This is a genomic window from Streptomyces sp. Ru71 (genome assembly GCF_002920535.1).
Taxonomy (GTDB): Bacteria; Actinomycetota; Actinomycetes; order Streptomycetales; family Streptomycetaceae; genus Streptomyces.
This window is the reverse complement of the sequence record NZ_PQSS01000029.1, coordinates 33,291-59,243: the sequence shown is the minus strand read 5'-3', so window position 1 is coordinate 59,243 and position 25,953 is coordinate 33,291. Positions and strand designations below refer to the sequence as shown.

20 protein-coding genes are annotated in these 25,953 nt (G+C 72.2%); 2 read left to right on the top strand and 18 right to left on the bottom strand.

What is annotated here, in order from left to right; all coding sequences use genetic code 11:
- Window positions 1-3: 3 nt before the first annotated feature.
- The 6 genes from C3489_RS18920 to C3489_RS18895 form a co-directional block, all read right to left on the bottom strand.
- Window positions 4-561, bottom strand: a complete 558-nt coding sequence (locus tag C3489_RS18920) for a DNA-binding protein (RefSeq protein ID WP_103783045.1) — start codon at window positions 559-561, stop codon at window positions 4-6.
- 5 nt (window positions 562-566) lie between these two features.
- Window positions 567-2,888: a helix-turn-helix domain-containing protein gene (locus tag C3489_RS18915; protein ID WP_107499747.1), complete on the bottom strand. Its 2,322-nt coding sequence runs from the start codon at window positions 2,886-2,888 to the stop codon at window positions 567-569.
- A gap of 105 nt (window positions 2,889-2,993) precedes the next feature.
- On the bottom strand, window positions 2,994-3,353 hold the full coding sequence (locus C3489_RS18910) for a DUF3099 domain-containing protein (protein ID WP_103783043.1): 360 nt from the start codon (window positions 3,351-3,353) through the stop codon (window positions 2,994-2,996).
- A gap of 135 nt (window positions 3,354-3,488) precedes the next feature.
- Complete coding sequence (locus C3489_RS18905; protein ID WP_103783042.1) at window positions 3,489-5,225, bottom strand: cytochrome bc complex cytochrome b subunit; 1,737 nt, start codon at window positions 5,223-5,225, stop codon at window positions 3,489-3,491.
- 346 nt (window positions 5,226-5,571) lie between these two features.
- Complete coding sequence (locus C3489_RS38215; RefSeq protein WP_181139737.1) at window positions 5,572-7,086, bottom strand: NAD(P)/FAD-dependent oxidoreductase; 1,515 nt, start codon at window positions 7,084-7,086, stop codon at window positions 5,572-5,574.
- Between the two features lie 576 nt (window positions 7,087-7,662).
- Window positions 7,663-8,685: a polyprenyl synthetase family protein gene (locus C3489_RS18895; RefSeq protein WP_103783041.1), complete on the bottom strand. Its 1,023-nt coding sequence runs from the start codon at window positions 8,683-8,685 to the stop codon at window positions 7,663-7,665.
- 633 nt (window positions 8,686-9,318) lie between these two features.
- On the opposite strand from C3489_RS18895, the gene C3489_RS18890 reads away from it, so the two are divergent.
- Window positions 9,319-9,807, top strand: a complete 489-nt coding sequence (locus C3489_RS18890; protein WP_258054850.1) for a hypothetical protein — start codon at window positions 9,319-9,321, stop codon at window positions 9,805-9,807.
- Complete coding sequence (locus tag C3489_RS18885; protein ID WP_103783039.1) at window positions 9,804-9,986, top strand: hypothetical protein; 183 nt, start codon at window positions 9,804-9,806, stop codon at window positions 9,984-9,986. The genes C3489_RS18890 and C3489_RS18885 overlap by 4 nt, the downstream gene beginning before the upstream one ends.
- 113 nt (window positions 9,987-10,099) lie before the next feature.
- On the opposite strand, the gene pcaB is transcribed toward C3489_RS18885, so the two are convergent.
- The 12 genes from pcaB to C3489_RS18825 form a co-directional block, all read right to left on the bottom strand.
- Window positions 10,100-11,539, bottom strand: coding sequence for a 3-carboxy-cis,cis-muconate cycloisomerase (gene pcaB, locus C3489_RS18880; protein ID WP_103783038.1), 1,440 nt, complete (start codon window positions 11,537-11,539; stop codon window positions 10,100-10,102).
- Window positions 11,529-13,553 (bottom strand): FAD/NAD(P)-binding domain-containing protein, encoded by a 2,025-nt coding sequence (locus C3489_RS18875; protein ID WP_103783037.1) that lies wholly within the window; start codon window positions 13,551-13,553, stop codon window positions 11,529-11,531. Before C3489_RS18875 ends, pcaB begins: the two co-directional genes overlap by 11 nt.
- Before the next feature lie 217 nt (window positions 13,554-13,770).
- Window positions 13,771-14,781 carry a methyltransferase gene (locus tag C3489_RS18870; protein ID WP_258054849.1) on the bottom strand — a complete coding sequence of 337 codons (1,011 nt, stop codon included), beginning with the start codon at window positions 14,779-14,781 and terminating at the stop codon, window positions 13,771-13,773.
- A gap of 250 nt (window positions 14,782-15,031) precedes the next feature.
- The gene (gene metK, locus C3489_RS18865) at window positions 15,032-16,258 is read right to left on the bottom strand and encodes a methionine adenosyltransferase (RefSeq protein WP_103783036.1); all 1,227 of its coding nucleotides are present in this window, start codon (window positions 16,256-16,258) and stop codon (window positions 15,032-15,034) included.
- Window positions 16,259-16,314: 56 nt separating this feature from the next.
- Window positions 16,315-17,901, bottom strand: coding sequence for a class I adenylate-forming enzyme family protein (locus C3489_RS18860; protein WP_103783035.1), 1,587 nt, complete (start codon window positions 17,899-17,901; stop codon window positions 16,315-16,317).
- A gap of 218 nt (window positions 17,902-18,119) precedes the next feature.
- Window positions 18,120-19,115 (bottom strand): class I SAM-dependent methyltransferase, encoded by a 996-nt coding sequence (locus C3489_RS18855; protein WP_103783034.1) that lies wholly within the window; start codon window positions 19,113-19,115, stop codon window positions 18,120-18,122.
- On the bottom strand, window positions 19,112-20,269 hold the full coding sequence (locus C3489_RS18850; RefSeq protein ID WP_103783070.1) for a DegT/DnrJ/EryC1/StrS aminotransferase family protein: 1,158 nt from the start codon (window positions 20,267-20,269) through the stop codon (window positions 19,112-19,114). The genes C3489_RS18855 and C3489_RS18850 overlap by 4 nt, the downstream gene beginning before the upstream one ends.
- A 5-nt stretch (window positions 20,270-20,274) precedes the next feature.
- Window positions 20,275-20,844 (bottom strand): cupin domain-containing protein, encoded by a 570-nt coding sequence (locus C3489_RS18845; RefSeq protein ID WP_103783033.1) that lies wholly within the window; start codon window positions 20,842-20,844, stop codon window positions 20,275-20,277.
- 32 nt (window positions 20,845-20,876) lie between these two features.
- Window positions 20,877-21,944 (bottom strand): type III polyketide synthase, encoded by a 1,068-nt coding sequence (locus tag C3489_RS18840; protein ID WP_181139736.1) that lies wholly within the window; start codon window positions 21,942-21,944, stop codon window positions 20,877-20,879.
- Window positions 21,945-22,463: 519 nt separating this feature from the next.
- Window positions 22,464-22,664: a hypothetical protein gene (locus tag C3489_RS18835; protein WP_103783032.1), complete on the bottom strand. Its 201-nt coding sequence runs from the start codon at window positions 22,662-22,664 to the stop codon at window positions 22,464-22,466.
- Between the two features lie 222 nt (window positions 22,665-22,886).
- Complete coding sequence (locus C3489_RS18830) at window positions 22,887-23,717, bottom strand: AfsR/SARP family transcriptional regulator (RefSeq protein ID WP_103783031.1); 831 nt, start codon at window positions 23,715-23,717, stop codon at window positions 22,887-22,889.
- Window positions 23,718-24,109: 392 nt separating this feature from the next.
- Window positions 24,110-25,885 (bottom strand): FAD-dependent monooxygenase, encoded by a 1,776-nt coding sequence (locus C3489_RS18825; protein ID WP_103783030.1) that lies wholly within the window; start codon window positions 25,883-25,885, stop codon window positions 24,110-24,112.
- Between the last annotated feature and the right edge of the window lie 68 nt (window positions 25,886-25,953).

Sequence of the window (25,953 nt, the reverse complement as noted above, 5' to 3'; positions counted from 1 at the left end):
CGGTCAGTACGAGACGTCGAAGTAGTCGATGCCCGTGAACTCCACGGAGAGGTCGTCCGCCCGGCGGCCGCCGTCCTTGAAGTAGATCTCCTGCAGGCCCTCGGCGACGATGCCGCGCAGCTGCGGGTCGGGGGCGCCCTGGCTGCGGGCCTCGAACAGGCGGTGGGCGTACTCCGGCGGCAGATGGACCGTCAGCCGGCGCATGCGGGGGTCGTCGGTGGTGCCGATGGGGGCGGTGTAGCCGAAACGGGCCCGGGTCTCGATGGTGATGCCCGTCGCCGTCGCGGCCCGCTGCCGGGCGCGCTTGCGGACCCTGGGCTGCCACTCCTTGGCCACCTCACGGGCCAGGGCCTCGCGCAGCGCCGGGCGGGGATGGCGGGCCTGGCCGGACAGGTAACGCTCCACCTGCCGCTGGGAGATGCCCAGGCGGCGGGCGACGGCCTTCGTCGAGCCCTTCTCCGCCTTGAGGAGCAGGCGGATCTGCGCCGCGGGGGTCTTGGGCGGCGGCTTGGTGATGTGCTCGGCGTCGGCGCGGTCGAGCGCGTCGTCGATGTCGCCCACCCGTCTCACTCCCCTTCGTCCAGGACGGCGTCGCCGCCCTTGATGTGGCGGGCGGGGTTGTAGCCCTGCTCGATGAGGTCGACCGCCCAGGCCATCTCCTGCACGCCCTCCAGCTTGGCCTGGCCCGGTGCCGCGCCGAGGCGGAAGGTGCCGTACACGGGGCTGCCGTCGGGGGCGGTGTGCGGGAGCAGGTCCAGCGGGGAGGGGCCGGGGGCGGCGTAGACGACGCAGTCGGACAGCACGGCCAGCGGGTAGCTGCCGGTCAGGTCGGCGAGTCTGGCCATCTTGCGGTGCATGTTGACGCGGGCCTTGGAGATGACCGCCGCGCGGATGTACGGGTTCCAGGTCACCCGGTCCAGGGCGGGCCAGCGTTCGCCGTCGCGGTAGTGCCGGCCCTGGGGGCGTTCGCGGAGCTTGCCGATGCCGCCCTTGACCGTCGACTTGATCGCCGACAGCACCATCGCGCCCTGGCGGTGGCGGCGGACCGCCGCCCGCAGCTGGTCGTCGGTGGGCTCGGGCGGCGCCGCCGGCTGTGCGGCCAGGGCGGCGCGCAGGGCGTCGAGGTCGTCCTCGTCCGCCGCGGCGTACGTGCGGTGCAGGGCCATCGCCGCCAGATACGCCGCCGGATCGGCGTCCCGGTCGACGGGGATGCCCATCTCCGCGCTGGTGGTGAGGTACGCCTCCTTCAGCCGGTCGTGCCAGGGGTCCAGGTAGGCGCCCGTCTCGTGACGGACGTAGGCCTCAAGCGGCCGGACGGCGCAGCCCAGTTCCTCGGCGTACGCCAGCGTCGGCGTCGCGTACCAGGCGGGGCCCTCGGGGCGCCGGCCGGTGGGCGTGAAGGGGCTCGGCAGGCGGGGGTCGAGGTCGAGGGAGGAGAGGTCCACCAGCCAGCTGCCGGGCGTCTTCTTGTCGAAGGCGGGGGCCTTGACGTGGACCGGTTCGGACAGGCCGACGTTCAGGCGGGCGGCCGCGGCGAGGAAGGCCGTGTTGATGTCCAGGCCCACGGCCCACGGCAGCAGGCACTCCTCGTCGCTGAGCAGGTCCGCGTCGCGGACCCACTGGTAGGCCTCCTCGTCCAGGAAGCCGCCCTGCCAGCCCTGCGCGACGGGATGCTCCTGGGGGGCCTCCGGCGGCGCCGGGTCCAGGGGCCGGGAGAGCGCGCCCGGGTTGGGGCCGGACACCCAGGCGCCCGTGGCCTCGTCCTTGACCGGACGGGTGGCGGGGCGCAGCGCGGTCATCAGCTCCAGGCCCGTCACGGCGGTCGAGCCGCGCGGGGTGAGCACCCGGCCGGCGTAGACGCCGAGGACGCGGGCGAGGTCGGCGGGGTGCAGCCGGGAGGCCTCGCCCCAGGCGCGCGGGTCGAGGGCCTCCCAGGGGAGGATCGCCAGCTGCACGCACTGGCGGCGGCCGCCGTCGACCGGGCGGTAGATGCGGGGCCAGGGGCCGAAGCCGCGCTGGGTGAGCTTCCACTTGGCGCGGGTGAGCTGCCGGATCGCCGGATGGTCGTCGGGCAGGCGCAGTGTGCGGCGGTCCTCCAGCCGGGGCGGCAGGCCGAAGCGGGCGGTGGCCTCCTCGGTGAGGACCAGCAGCGGGTCGGCGTCCATGCCGTGCCGGTGCAGGCGCGCGGCGCCCACGCCGGACTCCCGCAGCGCCCACTCGGCCAGCTGCGGGAGTGTCGTGGCCGGGCAGTCCACGACGACGCCGCCCAGGCAGTGGGCCGTGCCGTCGCCGTCCAGGACGGCCAGGGGGCCGTTGGGGAAGTCGGGGGCGCCGTCGACGCGGGCCGCGGCGGCGGGCTTCGGGGCCGCCTCGGGGCGTGCGCGGGCACCGGAGGGCCGTGCGCCGCGCCGCTCAGCCGTCTGCCCGGTTCGCGGGCGCTCGCCGGGACGCGAGGGGGCCGGGGGCTCGGCCGGGGCGTGCTGGGCCGGGGTGTTCTGGGCCGGGGCGTGCTCGCCGGGCGCGGCGGATTCGGCCGGACGGGGCTCGGCCGCGCGGCCCTCGGGGGCACCGGCCGGTACCGGGGGCTGCGGGGTTTCGCGGGGGGTTACCGGGGCGGCGGTGGCCGGGGAAGGGCCGGCCTCCGGGTACTTCGCCGCCCAGCCGTCCAGCAGGCGCTGGTAGGCCTGGCGGCGCGGGGGGCGGGGCTCGGAACGGCCGGCCTCCCAGTTCTTCACCGTCTGGGTCGTGGTCTGCAGGACCTGGGCGAGACGGGCCTGGGTCACACCGGCCGCCTCGCGCAGCCGGGACCGCTCCCCCGGCGGCGGCAGCTGGGGCTCGCCCTCCAGCAGCGCGTCCACGGCTGCGAGCAGCTCCTCCTCGGTCGCCATGATCCACCTCCAGGCCGAACCCTAGCATTCTTTAGCCTCGGATTTGCCTGCGGTTTTAGCCCTGGCGCGTCGGGCGCGGTCGGCCCGGCGTGGGGTGCTGCGGGGTCAGCCCGGCGTCTGCTGCCGCGGGGGCAGGATCAAGGTGGGTTCGAGGACGGTACGGGGGCCCGCGGGCTCGTCGCGCAGGGGCGTCACCGCGTGCCGGGCCCCGCGCTGCTGGCGCCAGTGGGCCTGCGCGACCACGACGGCGACGTACGGGATGACCACGGCGCCGGCCAGGGCGCAGACCGCGAGGACCGGCCAGCGGGTCCAGGTCGCGGCCATCAGGACCACACAGGCGGTGCGGATCAGCATGGCCGTCAGATAGCGGCGCTGCCGCCCGCGCACGTCGTGGCTCAGGCCCGTGCGCGCCCGGGTGATGGACTCGGCCCGGGCGGCTTCCCGGCGCCAGGCAGGTGCGCTCATCGGGCCTCCGTGTGCGTGCTGGTGTGCCGCGCGTCCCCTCGGACACGTCGTGGACAAGCCGGCGGCGCGGGTGCCCGTCCCCCGGTCACCCGCGCCGCCGTCACCGACCCCGCCCTCTGCGGCGTACCGCCGGGGTCAGAGCAGTTCCTGGTCCGGCTCCCGTCCTTCGACGGGGCGCTGGGCGCCGGAGGCCAGGGGGTGTCCGTTGGGCGAGCCGTGCCCGTTGAGCGAGCCGTGGCCGTTCTCCGAGTGGGAGAAGTGCGCCAGGGCCTTCTGCATCTCCTGCGGGCTCGGCTTGGCGACCTGGCCGCCGTACAGCCAGCGGCTGAGCCGGTAGCGCAGCATCTGCTTGCGCAGGTGCGGGTTGGGCACGCCGTCGGTCTCCGGCTCGGGCACGGGCAGCGGCTTGTAGTCCTCCCGGGCCAGCAGCGCGTACTCCCGCTGGCGGTCCAGGCGTTCGTGCACCTCGACGAACTCGCCGTGCGGCAGCCTGCGGATGCGTCCGGTCTCGCGGCCGTGCAGGAGCTTGTCGCGCTCCCGCCGCTGCAGGCCCAGGCAGATCCGCCGGGTGATGACGTACGTCAGCGCCGGGACGGCGAAGACGCCGATGCGGACCGCCCAGGTGATCGAGTTCAGCGACAGGTGGAAGCGCACGGCCAGGACGTCGTTGGCGCCGCCGAAGAACAGCACCAGGTACAGGGCGACGAAGGCGTAGCCGAACGCGGTGCGCGTGGGGTGGTCGCGCGGCCGGTCGAGGAGGTGGTGCTCCTCGTTGTCCCCGGTGACCCAGGCCTCCAGGAACGGCCAGAAGGCCATCACGGCCATCATCACCGTGGGCAGCACGACGGCGGGGATCAGGACGCCGAGGTTGATGGTGTAGCCGCCGACGGTGAACTCCCAGGCCGGCATGGCGCGCAGGGCGCCCTCCAGGAAGCCCATGTACCAGTCAGGCTGGGATCCCTGGGAGATCTGGTCGGAGCGGTAGGGACCGTACGTCCACACGGGGTTGATCTGGGCGATGCCGGCGATCATCGCGAGCACACCGGTGACGAGGAAGAAGAAGCCACCGGCCTTGGCCGTGTAGTGCGGCATCAGGGGCTGGCCGACGACGTTCTTCTCGGTGCGGCCGGGACCCCGGAACTGGGTGTGCTTGTGGTAGAAGACCAGGATCAGGTGGACCACGGTCAGGGCCGCGATGATGCCCGGCAGCAGCAGGATGTGGATGCTGTAGAACCGCGGGATCACCTCGTGGCCCGGGTACTCGCCGCCGAAGAGGAACATCGTCAGATAGGTGCCCACCAGCGGAATGGCGAGCGTGATGCCCTCGGCGATGCGCAGACCGGTGCCCGAGAGCAGGTCGTCGGGGAGCGAGTACCCGATGAAGCCCTCCAGCGTGACCACCACGAGCAGCACGAAGCCGATCAGCCAGTTGGCCTCGCGCGGCTTGCGGAACGACCCCGTGAGGAAGTGCCGCAGGGTGTGGCAGCACAGCGCACCGATCATGATCAGGGCCGACCAGTGGTGCAGCTGCCGGATGAACAGGCCGCCGCGCACGTCGAAGGTGATGTGCAGCGTGGACTCGTAGGCCCGCGACATCGGGATGCCGTGGAGCGGGGTGTGCGAACCGTTGTAGACCGTCTCGGTCATGCTCGGGTCGAAGAACAGGCTGAGCCAGACGCCGGTGAGCAGCAGCATCAGGAAGCTGTAGAGGGCGATCTCACCGAACATGAACGACCAGTGGTCGGGAAACACCTTGCGGATCAGGAACCGCATGCTGTAGATCCCGAGCCGCCCGTCCGCCCAGTCGGCTATGCGCTCGCCTTTGGATGCCTCGGTACGGGCATCAAGTGGCGCTTTTTCGATCGTGCTCATCCCCGCGCGCCCTCCCCTCGCGTGTCGTGAAACGGCTGGAACGGTATCCACCGCTGCCGCGGTTGGACAACCGCGATCCAGCCGTAGCCGGGTGTCAACTTGAGTGATTCTTGAGCGAGTTTCGAGCGTTCCGGGCGGGCACCGGCGCCGTGCATACGTAACGCGCCTGGAAATCCGGCCCGGTTACCGGCGCACGCCTGCTCCCGGTCGATCAACTCGCCTTTCGAGGCGGCCAGTTGCTCCACTCTTGTCATGAGTAAAAGCGTAATCGGGGCCTCTTGTCCCGCGTCGGCCGGGCATGCCTTTTCGGCGCGGCCGGCACAGCGCTTCGAACCGACCAACCGGTTCAGCCCGCTGTGCCGCTCCTTTGGGCCGAGGAGATCGCGGACCGCGGGTGGCCGGAGCCGAGGGACAGCCCGGGTGCGGCCGGCGTGAGGAGGCGGCGCCTGGCGCCCTGGCCATGGGTGGTGCTGGGCGGCGCCGCCAGGGGCGAGGGGCGCGGGGCGCGCAGGACGGCCCGCAGTTCGCGGGGGCGCAGCCCGGCGGTCGGCGGGGCGAAGGTGTGCAGCCGGTCGAGCAGCAGCCGGGCCGCGTCCTCGTCGGTGGTCGCCGCGGCGGCTATGCGGGCCGTGCGGAGCCGGCCGAGCCGGGCGCGCAGTCCGTCCGCCCGCGGGTGCGGGCCGGCCCCGGCCGCGCAGAGGCTGCGCTCACTCGCCGCCCAGTGGGGGGCCAGGTGCCGGGCGAGGGCGTGCCGCAGCCGGAAGGTGATGCCGACGGCGGTGCCGTGGCCGGCCAGCACATGGTCGAGGACGAGGGCGGACTGCACGGCGAGGGTCATGCCGTGGCCGTGGGCCGGGTCCAGGGCGACGAAGGCGTCGCCGACGACGAGGAACTGGTCGGGCCAGCGGCGCAGCTTCTCGTAGTGGCGCCAGCGGTTCTCGGTGCGGGCGCAGGCGTAGACCGGGCCGAGGGGGGTGGCGGCCTCGATGATCTCGCGCAGCAGCGGGTGGCGCAGCTCGCCCGCGGCGCGCAGCATGGCCTCGTGGTCGGCGGGCGGGCGGCTGCCGTCGCCGGCGCTGAGCGTCACCGACCAGCGGCCGCCCTCGACGGGGTGCAGTACGCCCTGGCGGGGGTGGTCGGGGGTGCCCATCAGCAGCAGGCTGCTGAAGTCGGCGACATGGCCGATGGGCGGGGTGAACACGGTGGAGGCGTACGTCGTCGGGGTCTGGACGGCCGACTCCCTCGGGGTGGGGTAGCCGAGTTCGGCCAGCCAGCGCGGGGCGCGCGAGCCGCGGCCGGTGGCGTCCACCACGAAGTCGGCGGACAGCAGGTGCCGCGGGCCCCAGCCGCCGTCCGCCTGCCTGTCGCGGCCGCGGGTCCAGACGCCGGCGACGGTGTCCTGGCGGCCGGGCTCCAGGGCGACGACCTCGTGCTCCTGAAGGAACGTCACCTTCGGATCGGTGCGCAGCCGCTCGCGTACGACGGCGTCGATCAGGTCGCGGCCGGCGCTGAGCAGGGACAGGCCGGCGTCGAAGCGGGGCAGCCAGCCGGCCGGGCCGAGCAGCAGCATGTCCCGGGGCATGCCGACCGGGACCGCTCCGGCGGCGGTGAGTTCGGCGACGATGCCGGGGAACAGCCGCTCCAGGCCCTGCTGGGCCGGGGGCATCAGGGTGTGGGTGTGGCGGGCCTGGGGAACGCCCCGGCGCCGGCCGAAGCCGCGGGGCAGCCGGTCGCGCTCGATGACGGTGACGCGGTCCATGAAGTTGGCCAGGGCGCGTGCCGCGGTGAGCCCCGCGAGGCCGGAGCCGATCACCACGGCGTGGCCGTGGCCGCCCTCGACGGCCCGTGTCCCCTGGCTCATCTGCCGTCCCCCTTCTGTGCGTTGTGGTTGCATGATGCGGGGTACGGTGCTCACCGCGGCAGGGGATTTGAGGCCGCTGTGCGCGGCGCGTGGCCGATGTGTGACGCCGGTACGGGCCCGCCGTGCGGCGGCGTTCCTCCGATGTGCCTGGTGGGGTGGCCGGGGTGACCGGGCCGGCGGGGCGGGGGTGCGGTACCGGCCGGAACGGGAACTCAAGCGATCGTCGAGCGATCCACGACGCCACCTCCGGCGGACGTCGAGCCCGCAACGTCCGGCGTCGACACCCCGGCCCGACGCCTAGAGCCCGGGAACGGCCGGCTCGCCACCCCGGCCCGCGCCGAGCGTGCCCGTGGTGGCCGCCGGCGACGGGGTGAGAACCGGCCACGCGGGCACCGCCGGGTGGGACGGAACCGGCCATGTGGCATGGCCGGGCGTGCGCCACGCCGCCACCACACACGCGCCGCACCGCCAGGTGAGACCGACCCGGCCACGCGGCACAGCCGCGAGCGCCGCGCCGGCGGTCGAGGCCGGAGCCGGCGCCCGGCAGAGGGCAAGTGAGCGGCGTATCGCTTGGGGTTATGCGTCGCGGTACGCGACCCGCCTGGCCATCGTCTTCAGTTCGTCCCGCCACTGCGGGGCGATGGGTGCGTCGGCGATGGCCTTGCAGCCGCGGTCGACGAGGTCGGCGATGTGCCGTTCGACGTCGTCGGGGACCTTGGTGTCCATGAGGTGGCGGCGCACCTCCTCGGCGCTGTGCCCCGGCTCGGTGATCAGGGTGCGGATGGACTCGTCCCGCTGCATCGCCCAGCCCAGCAGCAGCGTCATCTTGTGCTGGGTGAAGTCGAGCCCGGCCGGCTTGCCGGTGGCCGCGGAGTCCCCGAAGGCGTCCAGCAGGTCGTCCCGGAGCTGGAACGCCTCGCCGACGGCCTCCCCGTACTCCGCGAAGGCGGGGGCGAGGTCGGCGCGGCCCGCCACGCTCGCTCCCACGACCAGCGGCCGGTGGATGGTGTACCGGCCGGACTTGATCAGGGCGATCTGCCGGGACAGCCGGGGGTCGACCGAGAACTCGGCGGCCGCCGCGACGTCCATGTACTGTCCGATCAGCACCTCGGAACGCAGCTTGTCCCACTCCCGGACCGCCGTCACCGGCGCCTGGGACATCAGCTGCTCCGCGTACACCAGAGCCAGGTCGCCGACGAGGATGCCCACGCCCTCGCCGAACCGGCGGGACTCGCCCTGCCAGCCCCGGCTGTGGTGCAGCGCGGTGTGCTTGGCGTGGACGGTCGGCAGTCCGCGGCGGCGGCTGGAATCGTCCAGGACGTCGTCGTGCACGAGGAGGGAGGCGTGCAGCATCTCCAGGGCCGCGCCGGCCGCCACGATCGCGGGGTCGTCGGGGTCGCCGCCGGCGGCGAGGTGGCCGGTGATGCAGAAGGCGGGCCGGATGCGCTTGCCGCCCGAGGCGATCAGCTCGGACAGCGCGTCGATGGGGACGACGGCCCGTTCGTCCACGTGCGCCCAGGCCTCGCGCTCGGCCGACAGCAGGGAGCGCATCCGGTGTTCCACGCGCTCCAGCAGGCCGGTGGTCACGTCCGCAGTCACTCATGTCTCCTTGGGTAGGTGTACGGGCGCTGAGGCACGAGCAGGGGGTGGCGTCTCAGCGGGCGCCGCGGCCTCGGCCGGCCGCTCGCCCCACTCCAGGTGACCACGCCGTCTTGGGGCGAATCTGGAGTTCCCCTTTAGGGACGATCGACTGCTAATGGTGAGCGTTGACACCCCGAACTGCCCCGTGGAAGCCTCCCTGTGCACCCATAGTTTCACGCTGGGCAGCCTCAGGGGGTAACACACAGGCACTGTATCCGCTGAACGCACCAGTGCTGGTAATCGCCCGATCAGACCCGAATCCCTGCCGAATCCTCCCCGGACCGTCCTTCCGTGTCCGAGTGGAGTTCTTCGGCGAGCTCGGCGTGGGATTCGATCGTACTGGTTCCCTTTGCCGAGGACCGTCGATCCGATCACGACTGCGCAATCAGCACGGGAGATCCGTGCGTTCCGTGATGGTTGCCGGACGAGCCACCACTCGAAGGAGCTTGAATGGAGTTTCACATATGCCCGAGGACGCACGCCAAGGAACTCCACGCGGCCACCGGGTCCGTCCTGTGCGTCCCGTGCCTGAGACAGCTGGAGGGTAGCCTCCGCGCGCTCCCCGGCCTGTACGAGGAGAGCCTGCACCAGGTGGCGCCCATCGCCCGGCGGGTGCACCGCACCCGGGTGTCCGGGAGCCGCAGCAAGGACCACCTGAACCTGTCCGTGCTGGACGCCCGGTGCAATATCCTGGCCGTTCTGGAGTCGTGGTCGGAATTCGTCGCCGAAAAACTCGGGACGGACGTTCCGATCCGTTCGGTTCCCGGTTTGACGCACTTTTTACTGCGTCATCTTTCCTGGCTCGCGGCGCAGCCGCCGGCCGCCGATTTCGCGGACGAGATCGACGCTCTCAGGCTGGAGATTCTGCGCACGATCGACCCGTCCCCGAGTGAACTTCAAGCGCCCGGGCGGGAATGTGTCGTGGAGGACTGCACAGGCACGATCAACGCGTCGGCACAGCGCGGCGCCAACACCGGAAAGAGGAGCATCCAGTGCTCTTCGGGACACACCTGGGAAATTCACGAATGGATCACTCTGCGACCGCTCGTGGAGCGGCGACGGAAGGCCGTCAGCGCATGACCAGACCGCCACGCCACCGGCTGGTGCCCACGAACGTGGCCGCCCTCGCCGCCGGGGTGTCCGAGGCGACGATCCGCAAGTGGGTGAGCCGCGGCAAGATCACCCGTTACGGCAGACCGGGCCGCTCCGAGTTCGACATCGACGAGCTCACGCAGATAGCCCTGCGACGGCAGCGCTGAGGCGCCAGCGCGCCTCGTGGTCGCAGCATCCGCGCAGGTCGGCGGGGTACCTGCGGGTGTGACAGCGGCCTTTGGATCGCCGGGCGCCGATTGCGGCGCCCGGCGATCCGTGCTCAGCGCGGGCCGGCCCCGGGCCGTGAACGGGTCAGCGCGCGGTCCGTCAGGAAACCGGCGGCACCGGTGTAGGCGTCCGGCTCGAACAGATCGGTCAGCCGGGTGCCGGTGAGATGCGCCGACGCCCGTTCGTCCTGGCGCAGGACGTCGGCCAGCGGCTCACCGGTGCGCGCCGACCGGGCGGAGGCCTCGTTCAGCAGATCGCGTGCCTGTGCCTTGCCGAGCAGCGGGGCGAGGACGGCGGCGATCCGCTCGGAGACGATCTGCCCCTCGGTGAGCCGGGTGTTGGCGCGCATGCGCTGCGCGTCGACCGACAGATGGCAGACGAGTTCCACCGTCTGGTGCGCCGCGCCGCCGGCCAGCCGCAGCAGGGCGCGCAGCGGCTCCCATTCGGCGTGCCAGGCACCGGCGGACCGCTCGTCCTCGCTGGGCAGGCAGCCCAGCACCGTGGCCGCGAGCTGCGGCGCCTGCAGGGCGGCGGACCGGACGGCCGTCGCCAGGACGGGGTTGCGCTTGTGCGGCATCGCCGAGGACGCGCCGCGGCCGCCGGGCGACGGCTCGTGCACCTCACCGACCTCGGTCCGGGTCAGGGACAGCACGTCGACCGCGATCTTGCCGAGGGCGCCGCACAGGAAGGCGGCCGCCGTGGCCAGGTCCGCGATGGGGGTGCGCAGCACATGCCAGGGCAGCAGCGGGGCGGGCAGCCCGAGTTCCGCCGCGAACGCCTCCGTCAGCTGCGGGACATAGCCGGCCGGGTCGGTGTCCGGCGCGTAGGCGAGGTACCCGGCCAGCGTGCCGGCCGCGCCGCCGAGCTGGACGGCGAGCCCCTCGGCGCTCACCCGGTCCAGCCGCTCCATCGCGTCCAGGACGAGGTGGCGCCATCCCGCGGCCTTGAGGCCGAAGGTCGTGGGCACCGCGTGCAGGGCCAGGGTGCGGCCCGCGATCAGGGTGTCGCGGTGTTCGGCGGCGAGGGCGGCCAGCGCCTCCTCGACGCGTTCCAGGTCGGCGCGGATCACGGCGAGCGCGCGCCGGGCGACCAGGACGGTCGCCGTGTCCAGGATGTCCTGGCTGGTCGAACCGCGGTGCACGTAGCCGGCCGCCTCCTGGTCCCGGGCTGCGACCAGCGCGGTGAACTCCCGTACCAGCGCCACCACCGGGTTGGCGGACTCGCGTGCCTGGCGGGCCAGGGAGACCAGGTCGAGCCGGTCGGCCCGCGCGGCCTCGCTGATCACCCGCGCGGCGGCCGCGGGCACCGTTCCCAGCCGGGCCTGCGCCCGGCTCAGTGCCGCCTCGGCGTCCAGCATGGCCTGCAGCCACGCCCCGTCGGACACCGCGGCCAGGACCGGGGTGGCCGCCCAGACCGGCGCCAGCAGACCGGGGTCCGCCACCGGGGCCGGACCTGGGCCCGCCGCCACGGCGGGGCTGGGTTCAGTGAGCATGGGTAGGTCCTCCTGTACGGTCCTGATCCGCGGGTGCGCCGGGCGCGGCACCGGTGGTGTGCGTGTCCGCCGCGCCGCCCTTGGCCGGCCGGTCCCCGGCGGCGCAGGCGAGGGCCGCGCGGGCGATGGCGTCGGAGTCCGTGAGCGTCACCGAGTTGACGCCGGGCCGGATGCCGGCGGCCGTGACCCAGTGCACCGACTCGGTGGGCACGCCGAAGGCGAAGCGGCGCGGATGCGGCCGCCCGGCCGCGTCGATCAGGTGGAACGGCCGCTCGGTGACGGCCAGTCCGTCTGTCTCCCACGAGCCGCCGGAGCGGGTGGGGATGCGGTAGACGGTGCACTGCCCGCTCTCCAGCAGGTGACCGAGGAGCGGGTCCTGCGTGCGCCGCAGGGTGATGTCGGGCAGGCGGGCCTCGACGAGCGCGTCCACCCGGACCTCGGAGCCGGGCACGAGCGGGGAGTCGGCCACGTATCCGGTGGAGTCGGCCGTCACGCGCAGGCCCGGCCCGACGACACGCAGCACGCCGGCTTCGATCAGGGCGATCATCTCCCGGACGCGGCGGGCCGGCGGGCCGATCGACAGGAACGCGTTGAGCGGCGTGTACCAGCCGTCCAGGTCGCTGCGGTGGGAGTCGCCGTGCAGACCGCCGTGGTCGACGGCGAGCCGGATCTCGTTGCGCAGGTCGCGCAGGACGTCGAGGGCCGCCTTGCGCGGGCCGCTGACGTTGCCGGCCTCGGCCTCGGCGACGTCTTCGCGCAGGTAGTCGAGGAGCCAGTCGGTGAAGTCGCGCGGGCCGGTGAACTCCTCGTCCCGGTAGGGGCGGGCGACCAGCTCCCAGTCCCAGCGGTACTTCTCGCCGATGCCGTACGCCTCCAGGACGGCACGCCCCGTCTCCCTGCCCGGTCCGGCCGCCAGCAGGTCGTCCTGGAGCTGCTGCGCCAGGGTGTCGTGTCCGCGTGAGGTGAACAGCGTCCGGTAGTAGACGACCACCACCTCACGGGCGATCAGCGGCCACAGGTGTTCCCGGAAGTCGAGCCCCGAGGGGCCGTGGGTGCGGCGCAGTTCCGCGATGCGCTCCGCGGTGAGCACGAGCGGCTCGTGACGGCCGTGCGGGCCCTTCTCGTTCTCGCCGCGCGCCTGGTAGGGGATGCCGCGCCGGGACCCGGCGTAGAGCCGGGGCTCCTTGCCGGAGGGGTGGTAGACGAGCCGTCCCTCGGCCGCCGTGAACGTACCGCCGCGGCCGGCGGTGAGCTGGGCCATGTAGTCGAAGAAGTTCAGCCCGAGGCCGCGCAGCAGCACCTTGGTGCCGGGGGCCAGCACGTCCAGGTCGACGTCGGCCGGGTTGGCCGGCCCGATGTGGGTGAGGCCCGCCCGCCGGGTCCGGGAGACGAACTCCCGCTCGGCGGCGCCCAACCGGGCCGGCAGGTGGCCCTGGCACAGGATGACCGCGTCGAGGTCGTCCAGCACGGTTCCGTCGGCGAGCACCACCCGCTGGCGGGGTTCGCGCGGCGTGTCCGGGGAGTTCGGGGCGTCGTCCAGGGACACGGCGAGGGAGGCGTGCGCGGTGACGCTCACCCCGGCGGGCGCCCGGTCGACGACGCGCTGGTACACCCAGGCGAGATAGCGGCCGTAGAACGCGCGGGTCGGATAGGTGTCGGGGCCCAGCGCGCGGGCCTCCTCAAGGACGTGCGCCGGGTGGTCGTCGCCGAGGTCGCCCGCGACGAGGGCCACGGCCCACTCGTGCAGGCTCGGCCCCGGCTCCAGGGGCCCGCGCAGGTCGACGCTGGCATCGGTGAACACCGAGATCTGTCCGGCCACGGTGTTCATGAGCAGGTGCGGGGACTGGTCGGTGCGCCACACCCTGCCCGGTCCGGGCGGGTAGGGGTCGACCACATGGATGTGGAGGGTGCCGTCCTCGGTCCGTGAGCGGGCGTTCGCGCACAGCCGCTCCAGCACCGACAGGCCGCGTGGACCGGCGCCTATGACGCACACAGTGCGTTGTCTCGTAGACATGTCTCCTGTTTCGGCCGATGTCGGGCAACGGTGGGAGGGCCGTGCGGGTGCCGTACGGGTGCCGTGCGGGCGGCTCGGTCAGGGGTCCTCGAAGACGGTGCCGGGCGGGACGCTGCCGGCCTGACACGACGTGGCCGGTGCCGTCGACGGACGGCACCGGCCAGGTGGGACAGGTGCCGGCGGCACTCGCCTCCTCGCGAAGGCGTGTACCGGCCGGTCAGGCGACCTTCGTGGCGGACAGGACGGCCTCCACGGTCAGGGCGTGCGGCGGCAGGTTGGCCGGGTCGTCGGTGATCGCCTTGGTGACCTGGAACCCGGACTCCTCAAGCCAGCTCTGCCAGGTGGACAGCTTCTGCGGGCCGCCCTGGCCCATGGTGCAGCCGATGAAGAAGCTGGGGTAGAAGTCGACGGTGTAGTTCTCGGTGTCGGCGAGGTTCTCGGGGAACACCGGAACCAGCACGTGGACCTGGGCGCCGACGTCCAGCGACCGGTGGATGCCGTCCAGGATCCGCAGCACGTCGCTCTTGTCGAACATGGGCAGGAAGTGCTTGACGAGGACGACGTCGAACCCCTTGGGGACCTCCACGAAGACGTCACCGCCGATGAACGCGCAGCGGTCCTCCACCCCGTGCGCCCGGAAGTTCTCCAGGCACTCCTTCTCCTTCTCGGGGAGGTCGAACGTGGTCACCCGCAGGCCGGGCGAGTCCTTCAGCTTCAGGGTGTTGATGGCGCCCAGACCGGTGTTCCCGGCGAGGTCGAGCACCCGGGACCCGGCCGGGATGTCGACGTTGTCGAAGAACCAGGGGTCCACATGGGCGGTGACGGTGTTCATCAGCTTCGCCCACGGCTCGCGCAGCTCCGGCAGCTCGCCCAGCGCGCTGTACAGGTCGCCCTCGTGGCCGTACAGCTCCTTGAGGCCGGCGACCGACCCGCTGCGCACGCTCTCGGTGAGGTAGAAGAGCTGGCGGAGCGTGACGGCCTTGATCATGTTCAGGTCGGCGAGCGCCTGTTCGAGCAGCGTGTCGGAGACTCCCGCGAGCCCGTCGAGGCAGTAGCGGCCGGTCGCCTCGTCATGGGCGACGAAGCCCTCCTTGACCAGCAGGAGCAGCAGCTGTTCCACGGCGTCCGGCTTGGCGCCGGCCACCTCGCCGAGCTCGGCCGCCGTCAGGTGGGACTTCTTGCGCAGCGCGTCGATGATGCCCAGCTCGAAGCAGGACACCAGGGTCATGAACCGGGACGGTCCCACCATGTAGTCGCGAAACCGCGCGAGCGTGGCTTCCGGTGTCATTGCAACTGACCTCTTTCGTAACGGTAGTGGTCCGGTCCCGGGCAGCGACGGCGGTCCGGCGCGCTGGGGCCCTCGTGCCGCGCGCACGGCGAAAGGAGCCGGGGGAACGAGGAGGGAGAAGCGGGGAGCGGCGAGACGGGGGATTCGCTGCTCCCCGCCGACTGTGGCACCGAGGTGCCCCGGCGTGCCCTCAGCGGGCACGAGCGGCCCGGCGCAGGGCGTCGGCGCGGTCGGTGCGCTCCCAGGTGAAGTCGGGCAGCTCCCGGCCGAAGTGGCCGTACGCGGCGGTCTGGGAGTAGATCGGGCGCAGCAGGTCCAGGTCGCGGATGATGGCGGCCGGACGCAGGTCGAAGACCTCGGTGATGGCTTCCTCGATCTTCTCGACGGCGACCGTGTGGGTGCCGAAGGTCTCCACGAACAGACCGACCGGCTCGGCCTTGCCGATCGCGTACGCCACCTGCACCTCGCAGCGCGAGGCGAGACCGGCGGCGACGACGTTCTTGGCGACCCAGCGCATCGCGTACGCCGCCGAACGGTCCACCTTGGAGGGGTCCTTGCCGGAGAAGGCACCGCCGCCGTGGCGGGCCATGCCGCCGTAGGTGTCGATGATGATCTTCCGGCCGGTCAGGCCCGCGTCACCCATCGGGCCGCCGATCTCGAACCGGCCGGTGGGGTTGACCAGCAGCCGGTAGTCCTCGGTCTCCAGCTTGATGCCGTCGTCGGCGAGCTGCGCGAGGACCGGCTCGACCACGTGCCGGCGGATGTCGGGGGTGAGCAGTTCGTCGAGGTCGATGTCGGCGGCGTGCTGCGAGGAGACCACGACCGTGTCCAGGCGCACCGGGGTGCTGCCCAGGTACTCGACGGTGACCTGGGTCTTGCCGTCGGGGCGCAGGTAGGGGACGGTGCCGTCCTTGCGGACCTCGGTGAGCCGGCGCGACAGCCGGTGCGCCAGCTCGATCGGCAGCGGCATCAGGGTGGGCGTCTCGTCGGTGGCGTACCCGAACATCAGGCCCTGGTCGCCCGCGCCCTGCCGGCCCAGCTCGTCGGGTTCCTCGTCTGCGGCGCCGCCCTCGACCCGGGACTCGTAGGCCGTGTCGACGCCCTGCGCGATGTCCGGGGACTGCGCGCCGATGGACACCGACACGCCGCAGGAGGCGCCGTCGAAGCCCTTGGCGGAGGAGTCGTAGCCGATCTGCAGGATCTTCTCCCGCACCAGCGTGGCGATGTCGGCGTACGCGGCGGTCGTCACCTCGCCGGCGATGTGCACCTGACCGGTGGTGATCAGGGTCTCGACCGCCACGCGGGAAGCGGGGTCCTGGCTCAGCAGCGCGTCGAGGACGGCGTCGCTGATCTGGTCGGCGATCTTGTCGGGATGTCCCTCGGTCACGGATTCCGAGGTGAACAGGCGGCGGGACATGACACTCCAAGACGTAGGGGGTGAAGACGTGACAACGCAACGCCCGGGACCTGCTGTCAGGCGCGGTTCTTCAGCTGGTCCTTGAGCCGGTCGGCCAGGGCGAGCCGCTGCACCTTGAGCGTGGCGGTGCGCGGCAGTTCGGCCTCGGGGATCTGGATCGGGTCGGCCAGCTGCGGGAAGTCGGCGACGGCCGCGCGCCAGCGGGTCCGGTCCAGCGGCTGGTCGCCGTGGGTGCAGATCACCGGGACCGCCTCGGAGTCGGGTCCCTGTACGACGACCAGCTCGCTCAGCTCGGGCAGCTTGGCGAGGACGGTGTCCTCGACCTCCAGGGAGCTGCGCACCCCGGGGATCATGTCGACCTCGCGGTCGAGCATGTGCAGGCAGCCGAACCTGGTGCGGTAGCCGACGTCCCCGGTCCGCCACCAGTCGCCGTTGCGGTTGGTGTCGTAGCGGTCCTGCTCGGCGAAGTAGGTCTTGGCCAGGCCGTCCCAGGCGACCTCGATGAAACCGGGGTTGGTCTCGGAGGGGGTGTGCCCGTCCCGGCTCACCACGCGGACCTTCGCGGCGCCCATCGGCATGGCCCAGCCGACGCAGCGGCCGTTCGCCTTGTGGGCGGAGTGGCGGAAGTAGGCGCGGCCGACGGCCGGGCCGACCTCGCTCTGCCCGTAGATCTGGAAGAACAGGGCGCCTCGCCGGTCGGAGGCCTTGAGCAGCTTGCTCATGGTGGCGGGGTGGATGGCGTCGAAGGTGCTGCTGAAGACCTTCACCGACCCGAACGGCGCGCGCGGGTCCTCGGCCAGCCCCTCCCACTCCATCAGCGAGTTGGGCAGCGCCTCGACGAAGCCCGGCCGGTGCTTGAGGAACTGCTCGGCGACCTCGGCGGGAGCCGTCTCCCGCATCAGCAGCACCGGGTACTCCTTCAGGAGCGCCAGGGACATCGCCGCGACCATCCGCGAGTGCACGAAGGGCACGTTGATGGCGACGGTCTCCCTCTTGCGCATCAAGGACAGCAGCCGCCACTGCGGCAGGAGCCGGATGCCCTGGGTGCGGGGGGTGTGCACGACGAGCTTGGGAATGCCGGTGGTGCCGGAAGTGTGGGTGATGACCGCGGCCTCGTCGATCGGCCGGACCACCGGCTTCACGCGCGGTGCGCCGGCGAGCTCGGCCAGCGAGATCGCGCCCGGGCGGTCGAACGCCGAGGTGATCACCCGGCGGGTGAGGTCCGCCAGCGGCACGTCGGCCAGGGCGTCGAACTTGGTGCCGTCGGTGAGCAGCGTCGGCTGGTCGACCCGCTCCAGCAGGACGGTGACGGTCTTGGCGTCCAGGGCCGGCGACAGGTTCACCACGACGGCGCCGATGCGGGACACCGCGGCGGCGAGCATCCAGTGGTCGGCGTTGGCCGTCTTGTAGATCACGACGCGCTCGCCGGGCCGGACCCCGGCCGCCCACAGGCGGCCCGCCAGGTCGTCGACGTGGTCGGCGTACTGGGCGACCGTCAGACGCCGTCCCGCCTCGGGCAGGACGTCCAGGTCGTGGTCCAGGAAGATCGGCGTCGACGGGTTGACGGCGGCGGCCATCTCCGGCAGCAGGCCGATGTGAAGGCCGCGCTTCTGTATCGATTGATAGGCCACAGATCCCTTCATCGGGGCTGTCTCCTTTGCGGTGAGCGAGGGACGTTCGGGCTGTCGCCGCCTCGGTGCCGGGATGCCGGGGCACGTGGACAGGGTGTGGCGGCCGTGCCGGGGAAAAAGGCCGCAGCGGCGGCCCCGCGAACACCGGGGCCGCCGCTGCGGCGGTGGCTCGTGCCTGCGTATCGCGCCGCCGGGGCGGCGTCACCGCAGGCCGTCAGCGGGTCCTGCCGCTACCGGGCGACGACCACGGTGGCGGGCGGCGCGGCGTGGAAGGAGATGTCCTCGAAGCCGGCCTTGACGAGCCAGTCGCGGTAGTCGGCCCGGCGCCAGGTGCTGCCGTGCTTGCTCTTGAGCAGCATCTCCGAGGCGAAGATCAGCGGGAAGGCCGGGCCGCTGCGGTCGTCGTCGACGACGTAGTCGCAGACCACCAGGGCCCCGCCGGGCTTGAGGGCCTGCCGGAGCCGGGTGAACACCTCCACGTTGTCCTCCGGCCCCTCCTGGTGCGCGATGTGGGAGTAGACCGCGATGTCGTACTGCGCGGTGCCGAAGTCGGTGGTGTGGAAGTCACCGTTGACGGTGGTGAACCGCTCTCCCACGCCGCGCTCGTCCAGCAGCCGGCGGGCGATGGCGTTGATCGGCTCCCAGTCGAGCTGGGTGGAGCGGGCGGCCGGGTTGCTCTGCAGCCAGATGCCCGAGTAGATGCCCGAGCCGCCGCCCACGTCGAGGATGGACACCTCGCCGGCGTCGGCCAGCCCCAGCACCTCGGCGGCGATGCCCGCGGCCGGCACCGACTGGGCGGCGATCGCCTTGACGATCTCCTCCCAGTGCGGGTTGTTGGCGACCTCCACCACCACGTCCTTGACCGGCCCGCCGACGCGGACCACCTCGGCCAGATCGGCCAGCGCGCCCATGTGGGTCAGCTTGAGCCTGGCGAAGCGGGCCAGCGAGACGGGCGTGTCCTCGACCAGGTAGACGGACGCCTCGGGGGTGTTGCGGTAGCGGCCCTCGTGCAGCTCGACCAGGCTCAGGCTGACGAGCCCGTCCAGGAGGGTCTGCGCGCCCCGCTCGGAGATCTCGGCGCGGTCGGCCAGCTCGGCGGCCGTGCCCGCCCCGTTCTCCAGATGGGTGAAGAGCGAGTGCGTGGACGCGGCGGCGAGGACGCCGGTGGCCCAGTATCCGTTGATGAGCCGCATGATGCGGTCGGGTGTCGGCCTGTTGCTCGTCATGCTGCCCCTCCCAGGGCCCGGGTGGACGTCGAATGGGTCCGCACCGCGCTGCGCAGGGCGTCCACGACCCGCTCGACCTGGTGCGTGGCGAGCTCCGCGTGCATCGGGATCGCCAGCTGGCGCGCGAAGAGGTCCGCGGAGACGGGGCACGTCTGCTTCGTACGGAACACCGGCTGCACATGGGCGGCGAACGTGCCGTGTCCGCAGCCGATGCCCTGGCCGCGCAGCTCTGCGGCGACCGCGGCGCGGTCCACGCCCGCATCCAGCGTGACCATGTAGGTCTGCCAGGCGTGGGTGCGGTCCTCGGGCACCTGGGGCAGGGTCAGCAGTTCCTCGTCGGCGAGGAGTTCGCCGTACTGTGCGGCGATGGCGTTGCGGCGCTGCAGCAGTTCGTCGATCCGGCCCAGCTGCACCTGGAGGATCGCCGCGGCGATGTCGGACAGCTTGAAGTTGTAGCCGATCTCGGTGAACGTCGGGATCGGCAGGCCGACGACGTTGCCCATGTCGAAGATGCTGCCGATGCCGAAGGAGGAGCGCAGCCGCACGTCCTGGCCGATCTTCGGGTCGCGGGCGAGCAGCGCACCGCCCTCACCGCTGCTGGCGCCCTTGCGTCCGTGGAAGGACAGGCAGCCCACCTCGGCGAGCGCACCGGCCTGGCGGCCCTGGTAGGTCGCCCCGACCGCGCAGGCGGCGTCCTCGACGAGGAACAGTCCGTGGCGGTCGGCGATCGCCTGCAGTTCGGTGTAGTCGGCGGGCATGCCGACCGTGTCCACCGCGATCACACCGACGGTGCGCGGGGTGATCAGGTCGGACACCGCCTGCGGGTCGATGGTGTAGGTGTCGGGCCGCACGTCGGCGAAGACGGGGGTGGCGTCCATGTAGCGCACCGCCTGCGCGGGCGCGGGGAAGCCGTAGTCGGCGACGATCACCTCGTCGCCCGGCTTGACGCCGAGCGCGAGCATGGCCAGGTGCAGGGCCGCGCCGCAGTTGCTCACCGCGACGGCGTCGGCGACGCCGTACTTCTCGGCCAGCTGGGCCTCCAGCGCCTTGCCCTTGGGGCCCTGGCCGGCCGGCCAGCCGGAGGCGAACACCTCCGCGACGGCCGCCAGCTCCCGCTCACCCAGGCTCGCGTGGACCAGGGGAATCGGTTCCACCTCGGTCACCTCCCACTCCGCTGCTCGTGCGTGTGCTGTCGGTGGATCGCGTCGGCCGACGGCGGTTCGTAGCGCAGCGGGGTCAGCTGGGTGACGTCGTACCGCTTGCGCATGTCCTCCACGGCCGCGGGGTCCACCCCGGTGCCGCGCGACCAGATCTCCGCGATCTCCTCGAAGTAGTCCTCGTGGACGGGCGACGGGAAGCACTCGAAGAGCATCTTCACCGGCTTGTCCGTGGCGTTGCGGAACGCGTGCGGGGTGCCGGGCGGCACGAACATGCAGCTGCCCTCGCCCGCGCGGACGACCCGGTCGCCCTGGGCGGACACCCAGTTGTGCCAGCTGTCCCCGGTGCGCTCGGTCGGCTCGAAGCACAGCACGTCCAGCTCGCCGTCGAGGACGTAGAAGAACTCCTGGGCGTCGCCGTGCACATGTGCCCCGACGTCGAATCCGGGCGGCACGATCACCTCGAAGATCGACACGGAGGAGCCCATCTCCTTGGTGGCCTTGAAGGTCACCTCCTGCGCCGGGGTGACCAGCTTGCGCCCCGCACCCGGCGGAAGGATGAGGTCAGTCATATGGTTCGCTTCCTTGTGTCCGGGCGGCGGGCTCAGTCGACGGGCTGCGCGGACCCGTCGGCCCAGGTGCCCAGGGCCATCTCCGCGGTGATGCCGGGACCGAAGCCCGCGATGAGGCCGGTGGCGCCGGGCTGCGGGGTCTCCTCCTCCATCAGCCTGCGGGCGGCTTCGAGCACGACGGCGCTGGCGATGTTGCCGTACTCGGTCAGGGTCGACCAGCTGTGCCGGAAGACGTCCCGGTCGACCTCCAGGAACTTGGCGAGGTCGTCCAGGATGCGCGGGCCGCCGGCGTGGATGATGTAGAAGTCGAGCTTGCCGGCGTCCCAGCTGTGGTCCTTGGCCAGCTCGCGCAGCACCGGTGCGAGCGGCTCCATCGTGCCGGGCACGCGGCGGTCCAGCTGGAAGTGGAAGCCGGTGTCCTTGACGGCGTAGGAGATCCACTCCTCGGTGTCCGGGATGAGGTAGGAGGCGTTGCGCTCCAGCTCGATGCCGGTGCCGCCGTTGCCGCGTACGACGGCGGCGGCGACGGCGTCACCGAACAGGCCGTCGGACAGCAGGGAGCCGATGTCGTCCGCGGTGGGCTGGTAGCACAGCGAGCACAGCTCGCAGGAGACGATCAGCACGTTGCTGCCGGGGTGGGCCATGCAGAAGTCGTGGGCGCGGTTGATCGCCGCGCCGCCGGCCGCGCAGCCCAGCTGGGCGATGGGGATCTGCCGGGTGTCGGAGCGGAAGCCCAGCTTGTTGATCAGCCAGGCCGTCAGCGACGGCATCAGGAAGCCGGTGCACGACACATAGATGATCGCGTCGATGTCACGCGCCGTCAGCTCGGCGTTGGCCAGGGCCTGCTCGATGACCTCGGGGGTGCGCTTCTTCGACTCGACCTCGTAGATGCGGTTGCGCTCCTCGAAGCCCGGGTGCCGGAGCGTCTGCTCGATGGGCTGCACGATGTGCCGCTTCTGCACGCCCGTGTTGCGGATCAGACGAAGCGCCAAGGGGAGCTGCGGCTTGCCGGCGTGCGCCTGCTGGGCAAATTCCAGGGTTTCTTCCACGGTGATGATGTGTTCCGGCGCGCTCATCGCCGGCTTGCAAAGCCTCGGCATATCTGGAATCCACTTCTTTTCGGAGTCTCGACTGCAAGGGCGTGGGACGCTGAGCCGATGGCAGGCCGATCGCCCGTCTGACTCGGTGCGGTTGTCGACGAGTTCTTCACGGTGGCCTGGAGGCGCCCGTCGCTGAGGAGACGGGCGGGTACATCCGCGTTCGACCCGGACCGGGCAGGCGTGGTGGTGAGGGCGGCCGGTCAGGGGGCGCCGACGGCGGGCTGCGCCTGTCCTTCCAGGGAAGGGACTTCAGCTGCGGGGGAATGCAGCCGGCTGCCGTGGATCGCAGGGGGCTCGGTCTCGCCTGTACGGACCGGCGTATACGACACTCGATCCGCTGCCGTGCAGCTGTTTTCGGGCAGCGGAGGTGTGGGGGAATCGTGACACGTGCGGGGTCCCGGCGCCAAGACGTCGCCGGGTGACCCAGCTCACAGTCCAGCGGGCTTCCAGGCGGCGTCGAGCGCGACGGCCGGGCGCGGCGGGCCCGCCGTCACGCGCCGAGGCGAAATCCGGGGAGTCTCAGTTCCGTTCGGCGACCGGTTCCGGGAAACCCACCCGGGTCGGGCGCCGGTGATAGCGGCTCAGCAACGACAGCAGTTCCCGCCCCGGAAGGTCGGGCAGGAAGTCGCACCTTCCCTGCGGTGCCAGACGGGCCAGCAGCCCGGTGATGAGGGGGTCCTCGTCGCGATGGACGGTCGAGCTGTTCGATTCCGTCGCCATGGCCGGAAGGTAACAGCACCTTCCCGCCGGGGAACAGCCGTCCGCGGCGGCGTCCGCAATTCACGAAAAGCGCACCTGGAATACCACTGGAGAATGGCCGCAGCCCGCCTCGCGCGCCCGTGCAGAAAGGCTGCCGCCCCGCTCGCGGCCGAACCGAGGGAATCGATCCCGCCGACGAACGGGCCCGGCGTGCGAATGGGCCGGCGTGCGAATGGGCCGGCGTCAGGCCGTGCGGCCGAGCAGGCGGCGCCCCGCGGTGTTCGACGCCGCCTCCGACGGCGTCTCGGGGTGCGCCATGCGGATCGAGCGCTGCAGCCGGCTCAGCGCGGCGGACGGCTCCAGACCCAGCTCGGAGACGAGGGTCTTGCGCAGCCGCTGGTAGACGTCGAGGGCCTCGCCGCGCCGGCCCGAGCGGTGCAGGGCCAGCATGAACTGCCCGTACAGGCTCTCGTGCATCCGGTACTGGTTGACCAGCACCGTCAGCTCCGGCAGCAGCTCGCGGTGGCGGCCCAGCCTGAGGTCGGCCTCGATGCGCTGGTCCAGCACGGACAGCCGCGCCTCCTCCAGCCGCCTGGCCTCCATGTCGATCCGGATGCCGCCCTGGACGTCGGTGAGCGCGGGCCCGGTCCACAGCGAGAGCGCGTCGGCCAGCCGGCGGGCCGCGCCGCGGTAGTCCTTGGCGTCCATGGCCCGGTAACCGGCGCCCGCGCGCAGCTCGAACTCCCGGAAGTCGACGCTGCCCTCCCGCGTCCTGAGCCGGTAGCCGCCGGGGACCGTGGCCAGGACGTCCTTGGGCGTGGCCCGCGCGTCCTCGCCATGGCTGAGCGCCTCGGCGATCAGCTCGCGCAACTGCAGCACATACGTCTGCAGCGTGGTGCGGGCGCTGCGCGGCGGCTTGCTGCCCCACAGCTCCTCCACCAGCACGGTCACCGGGACCACCTGGTCGGCGTGCAGGGCGAGCAGGGCCAGCACCTGCCTCGGTTTGGGCGCCGTCGGCACGATCGACACGCCGTTCTCGCGCACCGCCAGCGTGCCCAGCACTTGGATGTCCACGTTCTCCCCCGTGAGTTCAAGCAAGTGACCGGGGTTCGGCGGCTCGTGCCGCCGCCGGTTGCCTGCTGCTCTATTGACACTTGGACACCACAGATAAAAAAACAGCACAGTCGGTTCGTCAATTACCGGGCAGTCGGCACGCGAGTGCAGCAGCGCTATCCGGCCAATCCCATGATTCGTCCACTGTTGTTCGACCCCCGCTCCGGCCAGGAGAAAGCGCAGGCTGAGGCTTGGCTTCCGCTTATGTACCGCACAGAGCAGCGAAGCCAAAGAGCCAAGGGAAGTCCGGAACGGAGCGGCTCGAATCATGGGCCGCCGGGCAGCGCCCCGTCCGCCGGGGGTGGCGGAAGCGGGGACTCACCGCACGTTCGGTATGTCCAGGGACGGTGCCGCTAGGGCCGTTCGCCGGCTGCGTGGCCCAGGACCCGCGCCATCGCCTCCGCCAGCACCTGCGCCGGGTCCTCGGCCGCGCCCCGGGAGCGCCATGCGACGTGGTGGTCGGGGCGCACCAGGACGGCCCCGTCGTCGGCGATCTCCCGCACGGCCGCCCAGCCGCCGTCGGGGTCGGCGTACGGCGCCCCGGCCCCGATCGTGGCCACGGTGACGGGGACGGAGAACTTCTCGGCGACCTGCTCGGCGGCCTCGGCCCAGCCGGTCCCCGCGGGGCCGGTGATCAGCGCGAAGCCGGTCGTTTTGCCGACCAGGTCGTGGGTGGACAGGCGCTGCCCGTCCCGCTCGATCCACGCGTGCGGCAGCCGGTGCCCGGGGCGGGTGGTGGGCTGGTAGGCGTCTCCCATGGGCGCGCGGACCGGCGGCTCGCTGCCGTCGGGGACGAGCGCGCCCTCCTCGTAGGCGAAGCCGATCTCCAGGTCGTGGGCCTGGCACTCGGCGCGGTGGGTGCCGAAGAACTCCGCCGCCCGGGCACGCGTGACCGCGCCGACCGGGGAGGGGTCGAAGAAGGTCTCGAAGGCCGAGGAGCGGCGCTGCGGCGGGATGTGCGGGCCGAGGCCGAGCGCGGCCTCCGTCATGACCCGGTGGTGGAACCAACTGGTCAGGCCCCACTCGACGTTGCGCTTGCCGACGGCCCGCCGCTCGGCCTCGTAGCTGTCGAGCAGGCGGTCGTCGGCGCGGCCGGAGAGCACCGCGGCCAGCTTCCAGGCGAGGTTGTGCACGTCCTGGATGCCGCCGTTCAGGCCGAGCCCGGTGGTGGGCGGCTGGCGGTGGGCGGCGTCGCCGACGATGAGCACCCGGCCGGCCCGGTAGCGGTCGGCGAGCACCCCCTCGACGGTCCAGTGCGACACCTTGTGCACCGTCAGGTCCAGGCCGGGCAGGCCCAGCACCTCGCGCATCCGGTCGGCGATCGCCTCGTCGTCGGAGCGGTCCACGTCGCCCAGGGAGAAGGTCAGCCCCCACTCCTCGCAGCCGCGGCCCCAGGTCGGCCCCATCTCCAGCAGGGCGCTGTTCAGGTCGGGGCGGTAGGGGTTGACGAACCAGGTGATGAGGGTGCCCTCGTGCCACCACTTCGACAGGTCCGCAGAGAAGTACGCGGTGGTGACGTCGGCCATGTTGAACACGCCCTGCATCTGCACGCCGAGCTCGGGGCCGAGCGTGCGGCCCCCGTCGGCGGCGATGACGTACCGCGCGGTGACCCGGGTGACCCGGCCGCTGTCGCGGTCACGGACCTCGGCGACGACCCGGTCGCCCTCCTCGGCGAAGGAGACCAGTTCGTGGGAGAACAGCACCCGGCCGGGATTGCGCTGCTCGGCCTGCCGGCGCAGGATCGGCTCCAGCCGCAGCTGCGGCAGCTTGACGGGCAGTACGGGGCCGTCCGCCGCGTAGATGTCGGTGAGCGCGCCACCGCCGAAGGCGTCCATCTCGTGGATCACCTTCACGTCCAGCGGTCCGTCGCCGGTCAGCGTGGTCTGCCAGCGCACCCGGCCGAACCGCTCGGTGGTCGAGGCGCGTTCGGTCACGGCGTCGTAGATGCCGTGCTGACGGAAGATCTCCATCGTGCGCTGGTTGATGTAATGCGCCTTGGGCAGGATCGACGTGTCCTCGTGGCGTTCCACGAGCATGTGCCCCACACCGTGGTCCGAAAGGAAGACGGAGGCGGACAGGCCGCAGCCACCGCCGCCCACGATCAGAACCGGAACCTCGGTTTCCTCCATATTCGGCCTTCCATAAGGTGAGGGCCCACATGCAGGGCATCAGACGATCACGAACGACCCCGGTCGCC